The organism is Hyalangium versicolor (genome assembly GCF_020103695.1).
In the GTDB taxonomy this organism is placed as follows: Bacteria; Myxococcota; Myxococcia; order Myxococcales; family Myxococcaceae; genus Hyalangium; species Hyalangium versicolor.
In genome coordinates, this window is the sequence record NZ_JAHXBF010000017.1 from 254,264 (window position 1) to 267,726 (window position 13,463).

Sequence of the window (13,463 nt, forward strand, 5' to 3'; positions counted from 1 at the left end):
ATCATAGCCCGCTGCGGCACACTTCGAATATCACTTGACGCTTATATAACGCAGATTCAATATACTGCCCTCATGGACATCTTCGAAGCGGTGGCGGAGCCGAGCCGGCGCACGTTGTTGGACCTGCTCGCGGAGGGTGGGCGCTCGGCGGGAGAGCTGGTCGCGGCCCTTCCCGCGCTCACCCAGCCCGCGGTCTCCCGGCACCTGCGCGTGCTGCGGGAGGCAGGGCTGGTGGAGGTCCGGCCCGAGGCCCAGCGGCGCATCTACACCCTGAGACGCGAGGGCTTCGCCCAGTTCGAGGAGTGGCTGAACCGCTACCGCCGCTTCTGGGACGACCACCTGGATTCCCTCGAGCAGCACCTGGCCCACACCCACCGCCCCAAGTGAACCCGCAGTCCGGAGATCGCAGCCACCATGCCCCCCACCTCCCGTCACGGCACCATCCACCGCATTGGAGAACACGCCACCATCACCTTCGAGCGCCGCCTGCCCTACCCCATCGCCGCCGTGTGGGCCGCCATCACGGATCCCTCACAGCGCCAACTCTGGTTCGGGAAGACCGCGCTCGAGCCGCGCGTGGGAGGGATGATCGAGATGACGGCGGATGGCCCTCCGGCTCCGCCCGAGATGCGGAAGATGACGGGGCGCATCCGCGTGTGGGATCCGCCGCACGTGTTCGAGCACGAGTGGAAGCAGACCGTCGTGGGCGACACCGTCGTCCGCTACGAGCTCACCGAGGATGGCGAAGCGACGATCCTCCGCTTCACGCACCTGGGCCTCAAGGCCAGCCATGCCGAGGGCTACATCCCCGGCCAGCACGCGTACCTCGATCGCCTCGAGGCCCACCTTGGTGGCGCGGGGCTGCCCGTGTGGACCGAGCGGTACGCCGAGGTGAAATCCGCCTACGTCTGAGCCTGTCTGGCCCCTGAAGAAGGAACGAGGCTGCATCTATCCGCTATAGCGGACGGGTTGACTCCGTCCGTTATAGCGGATATTTGTTGACCATAATGACAAACCGGTAGCCAGCACTGCAGGTGACAAGAGGTGGTGAGCGCGCCGGGAGTTCGCTGAGCCCACGTCTCCGTTTTTCACCCTGTGTCACCTGCATGGCCCGCCCTCCCCCGTGGGGTGGCGGGCCGTTTCGTTTCCTTGGTTGGAGTCTCCGATGACGCTCGCGCACCCCTCTCCCACCTCGCTCTCCCAGGAAGAGCTCGCCGCCACGGCGCTGGAGCTGAGCTCCGCTCCAGCGGATCGCATCCTCGCCTGGGCCGAGCGGCGGTTCGGTTCGAGCGCGGTCATTGCCTCGAGCTTCGGAGCCGAGGACGTGGTCCTCATCGATCTGGCGCGTCAGTACGCCCCGAGTCTGCGCCTGTTCACGCTCGACACCGGCCGGCTGCCTCCCGAGACGTACGAGCTCATGGAGACGATCCGCAAGCGCTATGGGGTGGAGGTAGAGACCTTCTTCCCGGATCGATCGCGGGTGGAGGCGCTGGAGTCCGCCCAGGGCTACTTCTCCTTCAAGAGGAGTATCGAGGCGCGCAAGGAATGTTGCGGCCTGCGCAAGGTGGAACCGCTGAAACGCGCGCTCTCGGGCCGGCAGGCGTGGGTGACAGGGCTGCGCCGCGAGCAGTCCGTCACTCGGACGGGCGTGGAGGTGGTGGAGCTCGACGTGGACCACGGCGGCCTGGTCAAGCTGAACCCGCTCGCCGGGTGGAGCGCGAAGCAGGTGTGGTCGTACATCCGGGACAACGGCGTGCCGTACAACGCGCTCCATGATCGCGGCTACCCGTCCATCGGCTGCGCGCCCTGCACCCGCGCGGTGAAGCCGTACGAGGACGAGCGCGCCGGCCGGTGGTGGTGGGAGTCCGCGGAGAACCGCGAGTGCGGGCTGCACGTGCGCGCCTGAGCCGCTGGAGATCTCCGCATGTCCTCGCCTGACACCTCCGTCGACTTCCCCGTGTGCCTCCGCCTGCGCGACAAGCGGGTGCTGCTCATCGGCGCCGGGAACATCGCGGAGGCGCGCGCCCAGCAACTGATCGAGGCCGGGGCTCGGCTGCGCGTCATCGCGCCCCAGGCCACCGAGACGGTGCGCCGCCTCGCCTCGGAGGGCCGGCTGGAGTTGCTGGAGCGCCCCTATGCCCTGGGAGATCTCTCCGGGCAGGCGCTCGTGTTCGTCGCCACGGATGATCGGCGGGTGAGCGAGGCCGTGGCGCAGGAGGCCCGGGAGCTCGGCATCTGGCTGAACGCGGCGGATGAGCCGGACCTGTGCGACTTCACGCTGCCCTCGGTGGGCCGCCGCGGCCCCATCACCGTGGCCGTGTCCACCAATGGCCATGCCCCCGCGTTGGCTCGGAGCCTCCGGCAGCGGCTGACCGATCAGATTTCCCTCCACCACGTGCAGCTCGCCCGGCTCAGCGGGTGGCTTCGAGAGCGACTGCCTCGGGGGCCCGCTCGCGGTCGGCTGCTGAAGCGGCTGGTGGAGGACGACTTTGGCGGACTGCTGGCCCGCGGCCAGCGCCGGGAAGCCTGGACCCGGCTCCGCGCGGAGATTGAAGCCTTGGGAGAGCAGAAAACATGAGCAGCCGTACGAAGGGATGTGTGTATCTGGTGGGAGCGGGTCCCGGAGATCCGAGCCTGCTGACGCTCCGAGCCGCGAAGTTGCTCGCCAGCGCGGACACCGTGGTGCACGACCGCCTCATCCACCCCGGAGTGCTGGAGCACGCGCGTCCGCATGCTCGCCTCATCTATGTGGGCAAGGAGGGCGGCGGAGATTCGGTCCGGCAGGAGGACATCCACACGCTGCTCATCAGCCAGGCCCGGCTGGGACGCGCGGTGGTGCGGCTCAAGGGCGGTGATCCGTTCGTCTTCGGGCGCGGGGGTGAAGAGGCTCTCGCGCTCGAGGAGGCTGGAGTTCCGTATGAGGTGGTGCCGGGGGTCTCCAGCATCGCGGCCGTGCCTGCCGCGGCGGCCATCCCCGTCACCCACCGGGGCCTCTCGGGCTCGGTGACGTTCGCCACCGCGCACCTCGCCGACGACATTCCGGACTGGGAGCACCTGGCCCGCTCCGAGACACTGGTCCTCTTCATGGCGGGCCGGAAGTTGGATGAGGCGACGCGCGCGATCATCGCCGCGGGGAAGCCGGCGGCCACGCTCACCGCCGCGGTGGAGGCGGGCACTTGGGAACACCAGCGCGTGGTGGAAGGAACGCTCGGGGACATCGCCTCGCGTGTGCGAGAGGCCGAGCTCGGCTCTCCCACGCTCCTCATCGTGGGCCCGGTGGTCTCGATGCGCTCGCGACTGAGCTCCCTGGCCGCCCAGGCGGGAGCGGCGCAGTTCACCCTGCCGCGCGTCGCGGAGGCCGGCCATGAGTGAGAACACGCTGCCCAGGCTGTCCCACCTCTCGGTGCTGGAGGCGGAGAGCATCCACATCCTCCGCGAGACGGTGGCGGAGTTCGCCAACCCGGTGATGCTCTACAGCATCGGCAAGGACTCGCAGGTGCTGCTGCACCTGGCGCGCAAGGCCTTCCATCCGGCGCCCCTGCCCTTCCCGCTGCTCCACGTGGACACGACGTGGAAGTTCCGGGACATGTACGCCTTCCGGGATCGCTTCACCGCTCAGCACGGCTTCCGGCTGCTGGTGCACCAGAACCGCAAGGCGCTGGCCGAGGGCATGAACCCGTTCGACCACACCAGCCAGAAGTACACGCACGCGACGAAGACGCAGGCGCTGCTCGAGGCGCTGGCGATGCACGGCTTCGACGCGGCGTTCGGCGGGGCGCGGCGAGACGAGGAAAAGTCCCGCGCCAAGGAGCGCGTGTTCTCGTTCCGCGACAAGCACGGACAGTGGGAGCCGCGCCGCCAGCGGCCCGAATTGTGGAACCTCTACAACGGCCGCATCGACGCGGGCGAGAGCATGCGCGTCTTCCCGCTCTCCAACTGGACCGAGCTGGACGTGTGGCACTACATCCTCAAGGAGCGCATCCCCGTGGTGCCCCTGTACTTCGCCGCCGAGCGCCCGGTGGTGGAGCGCAGCGGCAACCTCATCATGGTGGACGATGAGCGGATGCGGCTGAAGCCGGGCGAGCATCCGGTGATGAAGCGGGTGCGGTTCCGCACGCTGGGCTGCTACCCGCTGAGCGGCGCCATCGAGTCCTCGGCCACCACGGTGGAGGCCGTCATCGACGAGATGGTCCACGCACGCCAGTCCGAACGCCAGGGCCGGCTCATCGACTACGACGAAGAGGGCTCGATGGAGCTCAAGAAGCGCGAGGGTTACTTCTAATGGAGACCGCACTTCAACCCACGAGCAACATCCAGGAGTTCCTGGCCGAGCACGCCAGCAAGGAGCTGCTGCGCCTGGTGGTGGTGGGCTCCGTGGACGACGGGAAGTCCACGCTGATCGGCCGCCTCCTCTATGAGTGCGACGGGTTGTTCGAGGATCAGATCTCCGCCGTTCGCAAGGCCACCGCGAAGCGCGCGGCGGCCAATGAGGGCAGCTCGCCCACCACGGAGTTGTTGGCCCGAGGGCTTCAGTCCGCGGCCAGCGCGGCGCTGCCTCGCGAGGAGGAGATCGACTTCTCGCTCTTCACCGACGGCCTGCGCGCCGAGCGCGAGCAGGGCATCACCATCGACGTGGCGTACCGGTACTTCTCCACGCCGCGCCGCAAGGTGATCGTCGCGGACACGCCGGGACACATCCAGTACACGCGCAACATGGCCACCGGCGCCTCCACGGCGGACGCGGCCGTCATCCTCGTGGATGCGCGCCTGGGTGTGCTGGCGCAGACGCGACGGCATGCGTACATCGCCTCGCTGCTGGGCATCCCGTACCTGGCCGTCGCGGTGAACAAGATGGACCTGGTGGACTTCGACCGGGTCATCTTCGAGCGCATCGGCACGGAGCTGGCGGAGTTCGCTCGGACGCTCGGGTTCACGCAGGTGCGCCTGTTCCCGGTCAGCGCGAGCAAGGGAGACAACATCACCCGCGCGAGCGCGCGCACCCCCTGGCACGAGGGCGGCACGCTGCTGGGCTGGCTGGAGTCCCTGCCCCACCAGCGCCGGCAGGACGAGGCCCCGTTCCGCTTCCCCGTGCAGTACGTGCTCCGGCCGCACCTGGACTACCGCGGGTTCGCCGGGCAGATCGCCTCGGGCACCGTGCGCGTGGGAGACGAGGTGGTGGTTCTGCCCTCCCAGCGGCGGACCCGCGTGGCGGCCATCGACACCTTCGAGGGCTCCCTCCCGGAAGGCAGCGCGCCCTACTCCGTCACGCTGCGGCTGGCCGACGAGGTCGACATCAGCCGGGGCGATGTGATCGCACACCTGGCGCAGCCTCCCGTGGCGCTCCAGCGGCTGGACGCGATGCTGGTGTGGTTCGGGGAGCAGCCCCTGGATGGTTCCCGGCGCTACCTGGTGAAGCACACCTCGCGCACCGTCCCTGCGACGCTGGAGCAGATCCTGTGGCGCAAGGACCTGGAGCAGCTCACCGAGGTCCCCGCCGAGACGCTGTCCCTCAATGACATCGGCAAGGTGCGGCTGGTGTGCAAGCGCCCGCTGCTGTGCGATCCGTATCGGGACAACCGGAACACCGGGGCGTTCATCATCATCGACGCACTCACCCATGACACGGTGGCTGCGGGGATGATCCTCGGGCCCGCGGGCGATGAGAGCAGCGCCACGAAGGGCTCGCTCGTCACCGCCGAGGAGCGGCGCGAGCGGCTGGGCCAGAGCGGCGGGGTCGTCCTTCTGCCTGAGGCTCCGGATGCCGAGGCGCGAGCGTTCCAACTGGAGCGCCGGCTGTTCGAGCAGGGGCGGCACGTCTCGGTCGTCCGAGGCGATACGGAGGTGGCGCTGGCGCTGGCGGAGGCCGGGCTCATCGCGGTGTTGCACACGGTGGCGCCCCAGGCTCGGCGCGCGCTGCGAGACCAGCTCCGGGATGCCGGGCTGGGCGGCGTGGAGCTGGAGCCTTCGGCCGAGGTTGACCGCTGGATGAGCCAGGTCAAGCAGGCGCAGGAGAAGGGCTCATGAGCTCGCTTCCCGCCAAGGGCGGTGCCCGGCCCGGAAACACTCCGGCCGCAGCCACTCCCTTCGTGACCGCACTGCTCGGTGAGGAGCGAAGCGCTCTGCTGCAGCGCGTGGTGGAGGGGCTCGCGCCCGAGACGCTCCACTGGCTGAGCGGGTATCTCGCGGGGCTCGCAACCCATCGGGGTCCCCAGGAGATCGCGGCGGCGCCCGCGCCCCAGGCCGTTCCCGAGCAGTGGCTGACCATCGTCTATGGCACGCAGACCGGGAACAGCCGGCTGCTGGCCGAGCGCCTCAAACACCAGGCCGAGGCCTCTGGCCTCTCTGTGCGCTACTTCCGTGCGGGGGAGTATCCGCAGCGCGAGCTCCAGAAGGAGCGCCTGCTCTACGTGGTCATCAGCACCCAGGGCGATGGGGATCCGCCGGACGATGCTCGCGGCTTCGTCGAGTTCATCCTGGGCAAGCGGGCCCCCCGGCTCGAACAGCTCCGCTTCTCGGTGCTGGGGCTCGGGGACACCAGCTACCCCAAGTACTGCGAGATCAGCCGCAAGCTCGATGCCCGGCTCGCGGAGCTGGGCGCCACCCGGCTGCTGGACCGGGCCGATTGCGATGTGGACTTCGAGCCCGTGGCGAAGGGCTGGCTCGATCAGGCCGTGGGCCGCGCGAGCGAGACGCTCGAGGTCCGCGCCGCCGCCGTCGTCACCCCGCTGCGCACCGCGGCTCCGGCGCCCCGGTTCGGGCGCGAGGCTCCGTACGCAGCGGAGATCCTCGCCAACCAGCGCATCACCGGCCGAGGCGCCCTCAAGGACGTGCGCCACGTGGAGGTGTCGCTCGGGGACTCCGGGCTGAGCTACGAGCCCGGGGACTCGCTGGGCGTGTGGCCCCGGAATCCGCCCGAGCTGGTCGCCGAGTTCCTGTCCGTGCTCTCGCTCAAGGGTGACACGGCGGTCTCCCGGGATGGGCGCAGCCTGCCGCTGCAACAGTGGCTGGGGGAGGAGCTGGAGCTCACCAAGCTGAGCCGCCCGTTCCTGGAGCGTCATGCCGCGCTCGCCTCCAGCGCGGAGCTGCAGCGCATGCTCACTCCCGAGGGCGCCGAGGCATTCCGCGCGCTCCTCAAGAGCCATCAGGTCATCGATCTGCTGCGGTCCTGGACCGCGCCGTGGACCGCGGAGGAACTGGTCCGCACGCTGCGCAAGCTGACGCCCCGGATGTACTCGATCGCGTCCAGCCAGAAGCGGGTCGGCGCGGAGACCCACCTCACCGTGGCGGTGGTGGACTACGTCGCCTTCGGGACGCGCCACTACGGAGCGGCGTCGACGTATCTGGCCACGCGCACCGACGCGGAGAACCGCGTTCCCGTCTTCATCGAGTCCAACGATCGGTTCCGTCTGCCCACGGATGCGAGCCGGGACATCATCATGATCGGGCCGGGGACAGGCGTGGCGCCCTTCCGCGCCTTCGTGCAGGAGCGCGCCGAGGTGGGCGGACGCGGCCGGAACTGGCTCTTCTTCGGGGAGCAGCACTTCCGCTCGCAGTTCCTCTACCAGACGGAGTGGCAGGAGGCCCTGAAGAAGGGCGAGCTGCACCGCATCTCCCTGGCCTTCTCCCGCGACCAGGCGGAGAAGATCTACGTCCAGCAACGCCTGCGCGAGGCGGGCAAGGACGTCTACGAGTGGCTGCAGGGCGGCGCCCACCTCTACGTGTGCGGCGAGGCCCAGCGGATGGCGCCGGATGTCCATGAGGCGCTGATCGACATCATCTCCACCCACGGGAGCCGGAGCCGCGAGGACGCGGCCGCCTGGCTCGACACCCTGCGCGAAGAGCAGCGCTACCAGCGCGACGTCTACTGAGCGAGTACCGACATGAGCACGACCAAGTCCCCTGCCCTCACCGAGACCGAGCACATCAAGGCCAAGAGCAACCTGCTCCGCGGGACGCTCGCCGAGAGCCTGGCCGATCCCGTGACGGGAGGGCTCGCCGCGCCCGACACCCAGCTCATCAAGTTCCACGGCAGCTACCAGCAGGATGACCGGGATCTGCGTGAGGAGCGCCGGCAACAGAAGCTGGAGCCCGCGTACGACTTCATGATCCGCACGCGCCTGCCGGGCGGAGTGTGTACGCCGGCTCAGTGGCTCGCGCTGGACGCGCTCACGAAGCAGTACGCCAACGGCACGCTGCGCCTCACCACGCGGCAGGCCTTCCAGCTCCACGGCGTCATCAAGACGGACCTCAAGCGCACCATCGCGGGCATGAACGCGGCGTTGATGGACACGCTGGCGGCCTGCGGAGACGTCAACCGCAACGTGATGTGCAACCCGAACCCGGTGGAGTCTCGCGTGCACGAGGAGGTGTACCGCTGGGCGGTGCGCCTGTCCGAGCACCTGCTGCCGAAGACGCAGGCCTACTACGAGATCTGGCTGGACAAGGAGAAGGTCGCGGGCGGCGAGGAGGAGCCCATCCTCGGCGCTACGTATCTGCCCCGGAAGTTCAAGGCCGCCATCGCCGTGCCGCCGTTCAACGACGTGGACGTGTTCTCCCAGGACCTGGGCTTCATCGCCATCTACGAGGGAGCCCAGCTCTTGGGATTCAACGTCACGGTGGGCGGCGGAATGGGCGCCACCCACGGAGAGGCCGCCACCTTCCCGCGCCTGGCGGATGTCATCGGCTTCGTGCCGCCCGAGCAGATGCTCGTGGTGGCGGAGAACGTGGTGAAGGTCCAGCGGGATTTCGGGGACCGCACCAACCGCAAGCACGCGCGGTTGAAGTACACCATCGAGGATCGCGGCATCGCGTGGTTCGTCTCCGAGTTGGAGAAACGGCTCGGCTTCTCACTGCAGCCCGCGCGGCCGTACACGTTCGAGCACAACGGCGATCTCTTCGGGTGGAAGCAGGGCCATGACGGCCGCTGGCACCTGACGCTGCGGCTCGAGAGCGGACGCGTGGCGGACACCGCTGGCGCGAAGCTGCTCACGGGGCTGCGGGAGATCGCCCGGGTGCACAAGGGCGACTTCCGGCTGACGCCGAACCAGAACCTCGTCATCGCCGGTGTGCCCGCCGAGGCCCGCCCGGAGATCGACGCGCTCGTGGAGGCGCATGGCCTGGATGGCTTCCGCCGCTCGAGCCCCTTGCGCCTCAACGCGCTCGCGTGCGTGGCGCTGCCCACGTGCGGCCTGGCCATGGCCGAGGCCGAACGCTACCTGCCGTCCATCGTCTCCCAGTTGGAGGAGCGCCTGGCGGCCCATGGACTGGAGAAAGAGAAGATCCTCTTGAGGATAACGGGATGTCCCAACGGTTGTGCGCGCCCCTACCTGGCCGAGATCGCCCTCGTGGGCAAGGCTCCGGGCCGCTACAACCTGTTCCTGGGCGGTGATGTGCGTGGCCAGCGCCTCAACCGCCTGTATCGCGAGAACATCGACGAAGCGGGCGTCCTCGGGGCTCTCGAGCCTCTGTTCGCCGCCTACGCGCGCGAGCGCCGCCCTGGCGAGGGCTTCGGTGATTTCACCGTCCGCGCCGGGCACATCCCTCCTCCTCCTTCCATTCCTTCTCTTCCGAGCTGACCCATGACTTCCCTTCCTCTCGAGCGCCGTTCCCTCTCCTGGCTGCTGAGCTCCTCCCTCCTGCTCGTCCTGCCGGGCTTGCTGCTCGCGTTGAGCGCTTGCACGAAACCGGGCACCGCCTCCTCGGCGGAGCCCGTCACCCTTCTCAACGTCTCCTACGATCCGACCCGTGAGTTCTACGAGGAGTTCAACACCGCCTTCGCGAAGAACTGGGAGGCCAGCCACGGGACGAAGATCTCCATCAAGCAGTCCCACGGCGGCTCCGGAAAGCAGGCGCGGGCTGTCATCGACGGGCTGGAGGCGGACGTCGTCACGCTGGCGCTGGCGTACGACGTGGACATGCTCCACGACAAGGCGAGCCTGATCCCGGAGAACTGGCAGTCGCGACTGCCGAACAACAGCTCGCCGTACACCTCCGCCATCGTCTTCGTGGTGCGCAAGGGCAACCCCAAGGGTATCCGCGACTGGGAGGATCTGGTGAAGCCAGGCCTCGCGGTCATCACCCCCAACCCGAAGACTTCAGGCGGCGCACGGTGGAACTATCTGGCCGCGTGGGGCCACGCGCTGCGCCAGCCGGGCGGTGATGAGGCCAAGGCCCGCGAGTTCGTCGCCAGCCTCTACCGCAACGTGCCCGTGCTGGACTCGGGGGCGCGCGGCTCCACCACGACGTTCGCCGAGCGCGGACTCGGGGACGTGCTCATCGCTTGGGAGAACGAGGCGCTCCTGCTCACGGACGAGGTGGGCAAGGACAAGTTCGAGATCGTCGTCCCGTCCGACACGATCCTCGCCGAGCCGCCTGTCACCGTGGTGGACAAGAACGCGGATCGGCGTGGCACCCGGGCGGCGGCGGAGGCGTACCTCCAGTACCTCTATTCGGACGAGGGCCAGGAGCTGGCCGCCAAGCACCACTACCGCCCGCGCTCCGAGGCCATCGCCGCGAAGCACGCCAGCCACTTCCCCTCCGTGAAGCTCTTCACCGTGGATGAGGTGTTCGGCGGGTGGAAGAAGGCGCAGAAGGCGCACTTCGACGACGGCGGCGTGTTCGATCTGATCTACGCCCCGAAGGCGCAGTGAGCGGAAGCGTCGCCATGGCCTCGAGTGCTCGCCGTCGCGTCCTCCCTGGGTTCGGACTGTCGCTGGGGCTGAGCTGGCTCTACCTGGGCCTGCTCGTGCTCCTGCCGCTGTCCGGGCTGTTCCTCAAGACGTTCACCCTGTCGTGGGAACACTTCTGGGAGGCCGTGGCCTCGCCGCGGGCGCTCGCCGCCTACCGGCTCACCTTCGGGGCCTCGGCGGTGGCGGCGTTGCTCAATGCCGGGTTCGGCCTGCTCGTGGCGTGGGTGCTGGTGCGCTACCGCTTCCCGGGCAAGAGCCTGGTGGATGCGCTGGTGGATCTGCCGTTCGCCCTGCCCACCGCCGTGGCGGGGTTGACGCTCACCAGTTTGTACTCGCGCAATGGCTGGTATGGGCGTCACCTGGAGGCCGCGGGCATCCAGGTGGCGTTCACCTCACTGGGCGTGGTGGTGGCGCTCACCTTCATCGGATTGCCGTTCGTGGTGCGCACGGTGCAGCCGGTGCTCGAGGACATCGACGCGGATGTGGAGGAGGCCGCCGCGTCGCTCGGGGCCACGCCGTGGCAGACGTTCACGCGGATCATCTTCCCCACCATCCTTCCGGCGCTGCTGAGCGGCTTCACCCTGGCGCTGGCACGGGCCATTGGCGAGTACGGCTCGGTGGTCTTCATCTCCGGCAACATGCCCATGCGCACGGAGATCGCCCCGCTGCTCATCGTCACCCGGCTGGAGCAGTACGACTACGCGGGCGCCACGGCCATCGCCGTGGTCATGCTCACAGTCTCGTTCGTGATGCTGCTGGCCATCAACCTGCTCCAGCGCTGGACGCAGCGCCGGTTCGAAATCCGGCCGGGATAGCCTTCCATGCACGCCTCCTCGCTCCTCATCCAGCGCAGGGCCCACACAGCGTCCCAGTCCTCGCTCGTGCGCTGGCTGTTGATCGGTGGCGCCCTGCTGTTCCTGGGACTCTTCCTCGTCGTCCCGCTGGTGGCCGTGTTCACCTTCGCCTTGCAGAAGGGCGTGGGGGAGTACCTGTCAGCCCTGGCCACGCCCGAAGCGTTGTCCGCCATCCAGCTCACGCTGACGGCTGCCGTGGTTGCCGTGCCGCTGAACCTCGTGTTCGGATTGGCGGCCGCGTGGCTCATCGCCCGGTTCCGGTTTCCTGGGCGGGATCTGCTCGTCACGCTCATCGATCTGCCCTTCAGCGTGTCTCCGGTGATCGCGGGGTTGATCTTCGTGCTGCTGTTCGGGCGGCAGGGGTGGTTCGGACCGTGGCTGGCCGAGCATGATCTGCACATCATCTTCGCGGTGCCGGGCATCGTGCTGGCGACGCTCTTCATCACGTTCCCCTTCGTGGCGCGCGAGGTCCTGCCGGTGATGCAGGCCCAGGGCAGCGACGAGGAGGAGGCGGCTCTCACGCTGGGCGCGAGCGGCTGGACCACCTTCCTGCGCGTGACGCTGCCGAAGGTGAAGTGGGGCGTTATCTATGGCGTCATCCTCTGCAACGCGCGCGCGATGGGCGAGTTCGGCGCCGTGTCGGTGGTTTCGGGGCACATCCGCGGGGTGACCACCACGCTGCCGCTGCACGCGGAGATTCTCTACAACGAGTACGACTTCGTCGGCGCATTTGCCGCGGCCTCGCTGTTGACGGTGCTCGCGCTCGTCACGTTGGCCTTGAAGAAGTACGTGGAATGGAAGGCGGAAGCCTCATGAGCGTCGTCGTCGAGAAGCTGACCAAGCGCTTCACCGCCACAGGCACTCCGGCCGTGTCGGACGTGTCCTTTCGAGCGCCGGCGGGGGCCATCACCACGCTGCTGGGGCCATCGGGAGCGGGCAAGTCCACGCTCTTGCGGCTCATCGCCGGGCTGGAGCTGCCGGATGCGGGGAGCATCCAGATCGACGGCGTGGACTGCACGGGCCTGCCGGTGCAGAAGCGCGGGATCGGGGTGGTGTTCCAGAGCTACGCGCTCTTCAAGAACATGACGGTGCGCGAGAACATCGCCTTCGGGCTGAGCGTGCGCCGACAGGACCGCGCGGAGATCGAAGCGCGCGTGGACGAGATGCTCAAGCTGGTGCAGCTCGAAGCGCTGGGGCAGCGCTACCCGGGGCAGCTCTCGGGTGGGCAGCGGCAGCGCGTGGCGTTCGCGCGGGCGCTGGCCATCCGTCCCAAGCTGTTGCTGCTAGACGAACCCTTTGGGGCGCTCGACACGCGGGTTCGCGTGGAGCTGCGGGAGTGGCTGCACGAGCTGCATGTGCAGACGGGCGTGACGACGTTGCTGGTGACGCACGATCAGGAGGAGGCGCTGGAGATCTCCCAGCACGTGGTGGTGATGGAGGGAGGTCGGGTGGCGCAGGCGGGGACTCCGGCGGAGATCTATGACCGGCCCGCGACGCCGTTCGTGGCCTCGTTCGTCGGAGGAACGAGTGTCCTGAAGGGCCACGTTCGCGAGGGCCGGGCGGAGCTGGGTTCCCTCGTCGTGGCCGCACCCGAGAGCGCCCAGGAGGGCCAGACCGTCCACGCGTTCGTCCGGCCGCACGACATCAAGCTCGTGAAGACGCCCCATGCCAACGGGGTCAACGGCACGAATGGAGTGAACGGCGTCTCCGCGGGCCGGGTGGAGCGGCTCAAGCCGGTGGGCGGCTACGTGAAGGTGCTGCTCAAGCTGCCGGCCGGTGACACGATCACGGTGGAGGTGCCTCGCGGCGAGTTCGATCAGCTCGGCGTGGTGGAGGGAGATTCCGTCCACGCCGACGTGCGCACAGCCCGCCTCTTCGTGGGTGACTTCTCCATCTAGGAGTAGACTCCCCGCTCGGAACC

The 13,463-nt window shown here is 68.7% G+C and carries 13 protein-coding genes; all 13 read left to right on the forward strand.

What is annotated here, in order from left to right; all coding sequences use genetic code 11:
- The first annotated feature begins 72 nt into the window (after window positions 1-72).
- The 13 genes from KY501_RS32615 to KY501_RS32675 all read left to right on the forward strand — a co-directional run bounded on the left by KY501_RS32615 (window position 73) and on the right by KY501_RS32675 (window position 13,440).
- Complete coding sequence (locus KY501_RS32615) at window positions 73-387, forward strand: ArsR/SmtB family transcription factor (protein WP_224367582.1); 315 nt, start codon at window positions 73-75, stop codon at window positions 385-387.
- 27 nt (window positions 388-414) lie between these two features.
- Window positions 415-912 (forward strand): SRPBCC family protein, encoded by a 498-nt coding sequence (locus KY501_RS32620; RefSeq protein WP_224367583.1) that lies wholly within the window; start codon window positions 415-417, stop codon window positions 910-912.
- 253 nt (window positions 913-1,165) lie between these two features.
- Window positions 1,166-1,906, forward strand: a complete 741-nt coding sequence (locus KY501_RS32625; RefSeq protein ID WP_224367584.1) for a phosphoadenylyl-sulfate reductase — start codon at window positions 1,166-1,168, stop codon at window positions 1,904-1,906.
- Between the two features lie 18 nt (window positions 1,907-1,924).
- On the forward strand, window positions 1,925-2,578 hold the full coding sequence (locus tag KY501_RS32630; protein ID WP_224367585.1) for a precorrin-2 dehydrogenase/sirohydrochlorin ferrochelatase family protein: 654 nt from the start codon (window positions 1,925-1,927) through the stop codon (window positions 2,576-2,578).
- Window positions 2,575-3,372 (forward strand): uroporphyrinogen-III C-methyltransferase, encoded by a 798-nt coding sequence (gene cobA / locus KY501_RS32635; RefSeq protein WP_224367586.1) that lies wholly within the window; start codon window positions 2,575-2,577, stop codon window positions 3,370-3,372. The genes KY501_RS32630 and cobA overlap by 4 nt, the downstream gene beginning before the upstream one ends.
- Window positions 3,365-4,282, forward strand: a complete 918-nt coding sequence (gene cysD, locus KY501_RS32640) for a sulfate adenylyltransferase subunit CysD (RefSeq protein ID WP_224367587.1) — start codon at window positions 3,365-3,367, stop codon at window positions 4,280-4,282. The genes cobA and cysD overlap by 8 nt, the downstream gene beginning before the upstream one ends.
- Window positions 4,282-6,024, forward strand: a complete 1,743-nt coding sequence (locus KY501_RS32645; protein ID WP_224367588.1) for a GTP-binding protein — start codon at window positions 4,282-4,284, stop codon at window positions 6,022-6,024. Before cysD ends, KY501_RS32645 begins: the two co-directional genes overlap by 1 nt.
- Window positions 6,021-7,868: an assimilatory sulfite reductase (NADPH) flavoprotein subunit gene (locus KY501_RS32650; RefSeq protein WP_224367589.1), complete on the forward strand. Its 1,848-nt coding sequence runs from the start codon at window positions 6,021-6,023 to the stop codon at window positions 7,866-7,868. Before KY501_RS32645 ends, KY501_RS32650 begins: the two co-directional genes overlap by 4 nt.
- 12 nt (window positions 7,869-7,880) lie before the next feature.
- The gene (gene cysI, locus KY501_RS32655) at window positions 7,881-9,575 is read left to right on the forward strand and encodes an assimilatory sulfite reductase (NADPH) hemoprotein subunit (RefSeq protein WP_224367590.1); all 1,695 of its coding nucleotides are present in this window, start codon (window positions 7,881-7,883) and stop codon (window positions 9,573-9,575) included.
- Window positions 9,576-9,578: 3 nt separating this feature from the next.
- Window positions 9,579-10,649, forward strand: a complete 1,071-nt coding sequence (locus KY501_RS32660; protein ID WP_373691665.1) for a sulfate ABC transporter substrate-binding protein — start codon at window positions 9,579-9,581, stop codon at window positions 10,647-10,649.
- A 14-nt stretch (window positions 10,650-10,663) separates the two neighbouring features.
- The gene (gene cysT, locus KY501_RS32665) at window positions 10,664-11,503 is read left to right on the forward strand and encodes a sulfate ABC transporter permease subunit CysT (RefSeq protein ID WP_224367591.1); all 840 of its coding nucleotides are present in this window, start codon (window positions 10,664-10,666) and stop codon (window positions 11,501-11,503) included.
- Between the two features lie 6 nt (window positions 11,504-11,509).
- Window positions 11,510-12,358, forward strand: a complete 849-nt coding sequence (cysW, locus tag KY501_RS32670; protein WP_224367592.1) for a sulfate ABC transporter permease subunit CysW — start codon at window positions 11,510-11,512, stop codon at window positions 12,356-12,358.
- Window positions 12,355-13,440: a sulfate/molybdate ABC transporter ATP-binding protein gene (locus tag KY501_RS32675; RefSeq protein WP_224367593.1), complete on the forward strand. Its 1,086-nt coding sequence runs from the start codon at window positions 12,355-12,357 to the stop codon at window positions 13,438-13,440. The genes cysW and KY501_RS32675 overlap by 4 nt, the downstream gene beginning before the upstream one ends.
- The last annotated feature ends 23 nt before the right edge of the window (window positions 13,441-13,463 follow it).

Excerpts from the sequence above, each read along its gene's own strand:
- KY501_RS32615 (WP_224367582.1), top strand. The coding sequence starts at position 73 with ATGGACATCTTCGAAGCGGTGGCGGAGCCGAGCCGGCGCACGTTGTTG.
- KY501_RS32620 (WP_224367583.1), top strand. The coding sequence starts at position 415 with ATGCCCCCCACCTCCCGTCACGGCACCATCCACCGCATTGGAGAACAC.
- KY501_RS32625 (WP_224367584.1), top strand. The coding sequence starts at position 1,166 with ATGACGCTCGCGCACCCCTCTCCCACCTCGCTCTCCCAGGAAGAGCTC.
- KY501_RS32630 (WP_224367585.1), top strand. The coding sequence starts at position 1,925 with ATGTCCTCGCCTGACACCTCCGTCGACTTCCCCGTGTGCCTCCGCCTG.
- cobA (WP_224367586.1), top strand. The coding sequence starts at position 2,575 with ATGAGCAGCCGTACGAAGGGATGTGTGTATCTGGTGGGAGCGGGTCCC.
- cysD (WP_224367587.1), top strand. The coding sequence starts at position 3,365 with ATGAGTGAGAACACGCTGCCCAGGCTGTCCCACCTCTCGGTGCTGGAG.
- KY501_RS32645 (WP_224367588.1), top strand. The coding sequence starts at position 4,282 with ATGGAGACCGCACTTCAACCCACGAGCAACATCCAGGAGTTCCTGGCC.
- KY501_RS32650 (WP_224367589.1), top strand. The coding sequence starts at position 6,021 with ATGAGCTCGCTTCCCGCCAAGGGCGGTGCCCGGCCCGGAAACACTCCG.
- cysI (WP_224367590.1), top strand. The coding sequence starts at position 7,881 with ATGAGCACGACCAAGTCCCCTGCCCTCACCGAGACCGAGCACATCAAG.
- KY501_RS32660 (WP_373691665.1), top strand. The coding sequence starts at position 9,579 with ATGACTTCCCTTCCTCTCGAGCGCCGTTCCCTCTCCTGGCTGCTGAGC.
- cysT (WP_224367591.1), top strand. The coding sequence starts at position 10,664 with ATGGCCTCGAGTGCTCGCCGTCGCGTCCTCCCTGGGTTCGGACTGTCG.
- cysW (WP_224367592.1), top strand. The coding sequence starts at position 11,510 with ATGCACGCCTCCTCGCTCCTCATCCAGCGCAGGGCCCACACAGCGTCC.
- KY501_RS32675 (WP_224367593.1), top strand. The coding sequence starts at position 12,355 with ATGAGCGTCGTCGTCGAGAAGCTGACCAAGCGCTTCACCGCCACAGGC.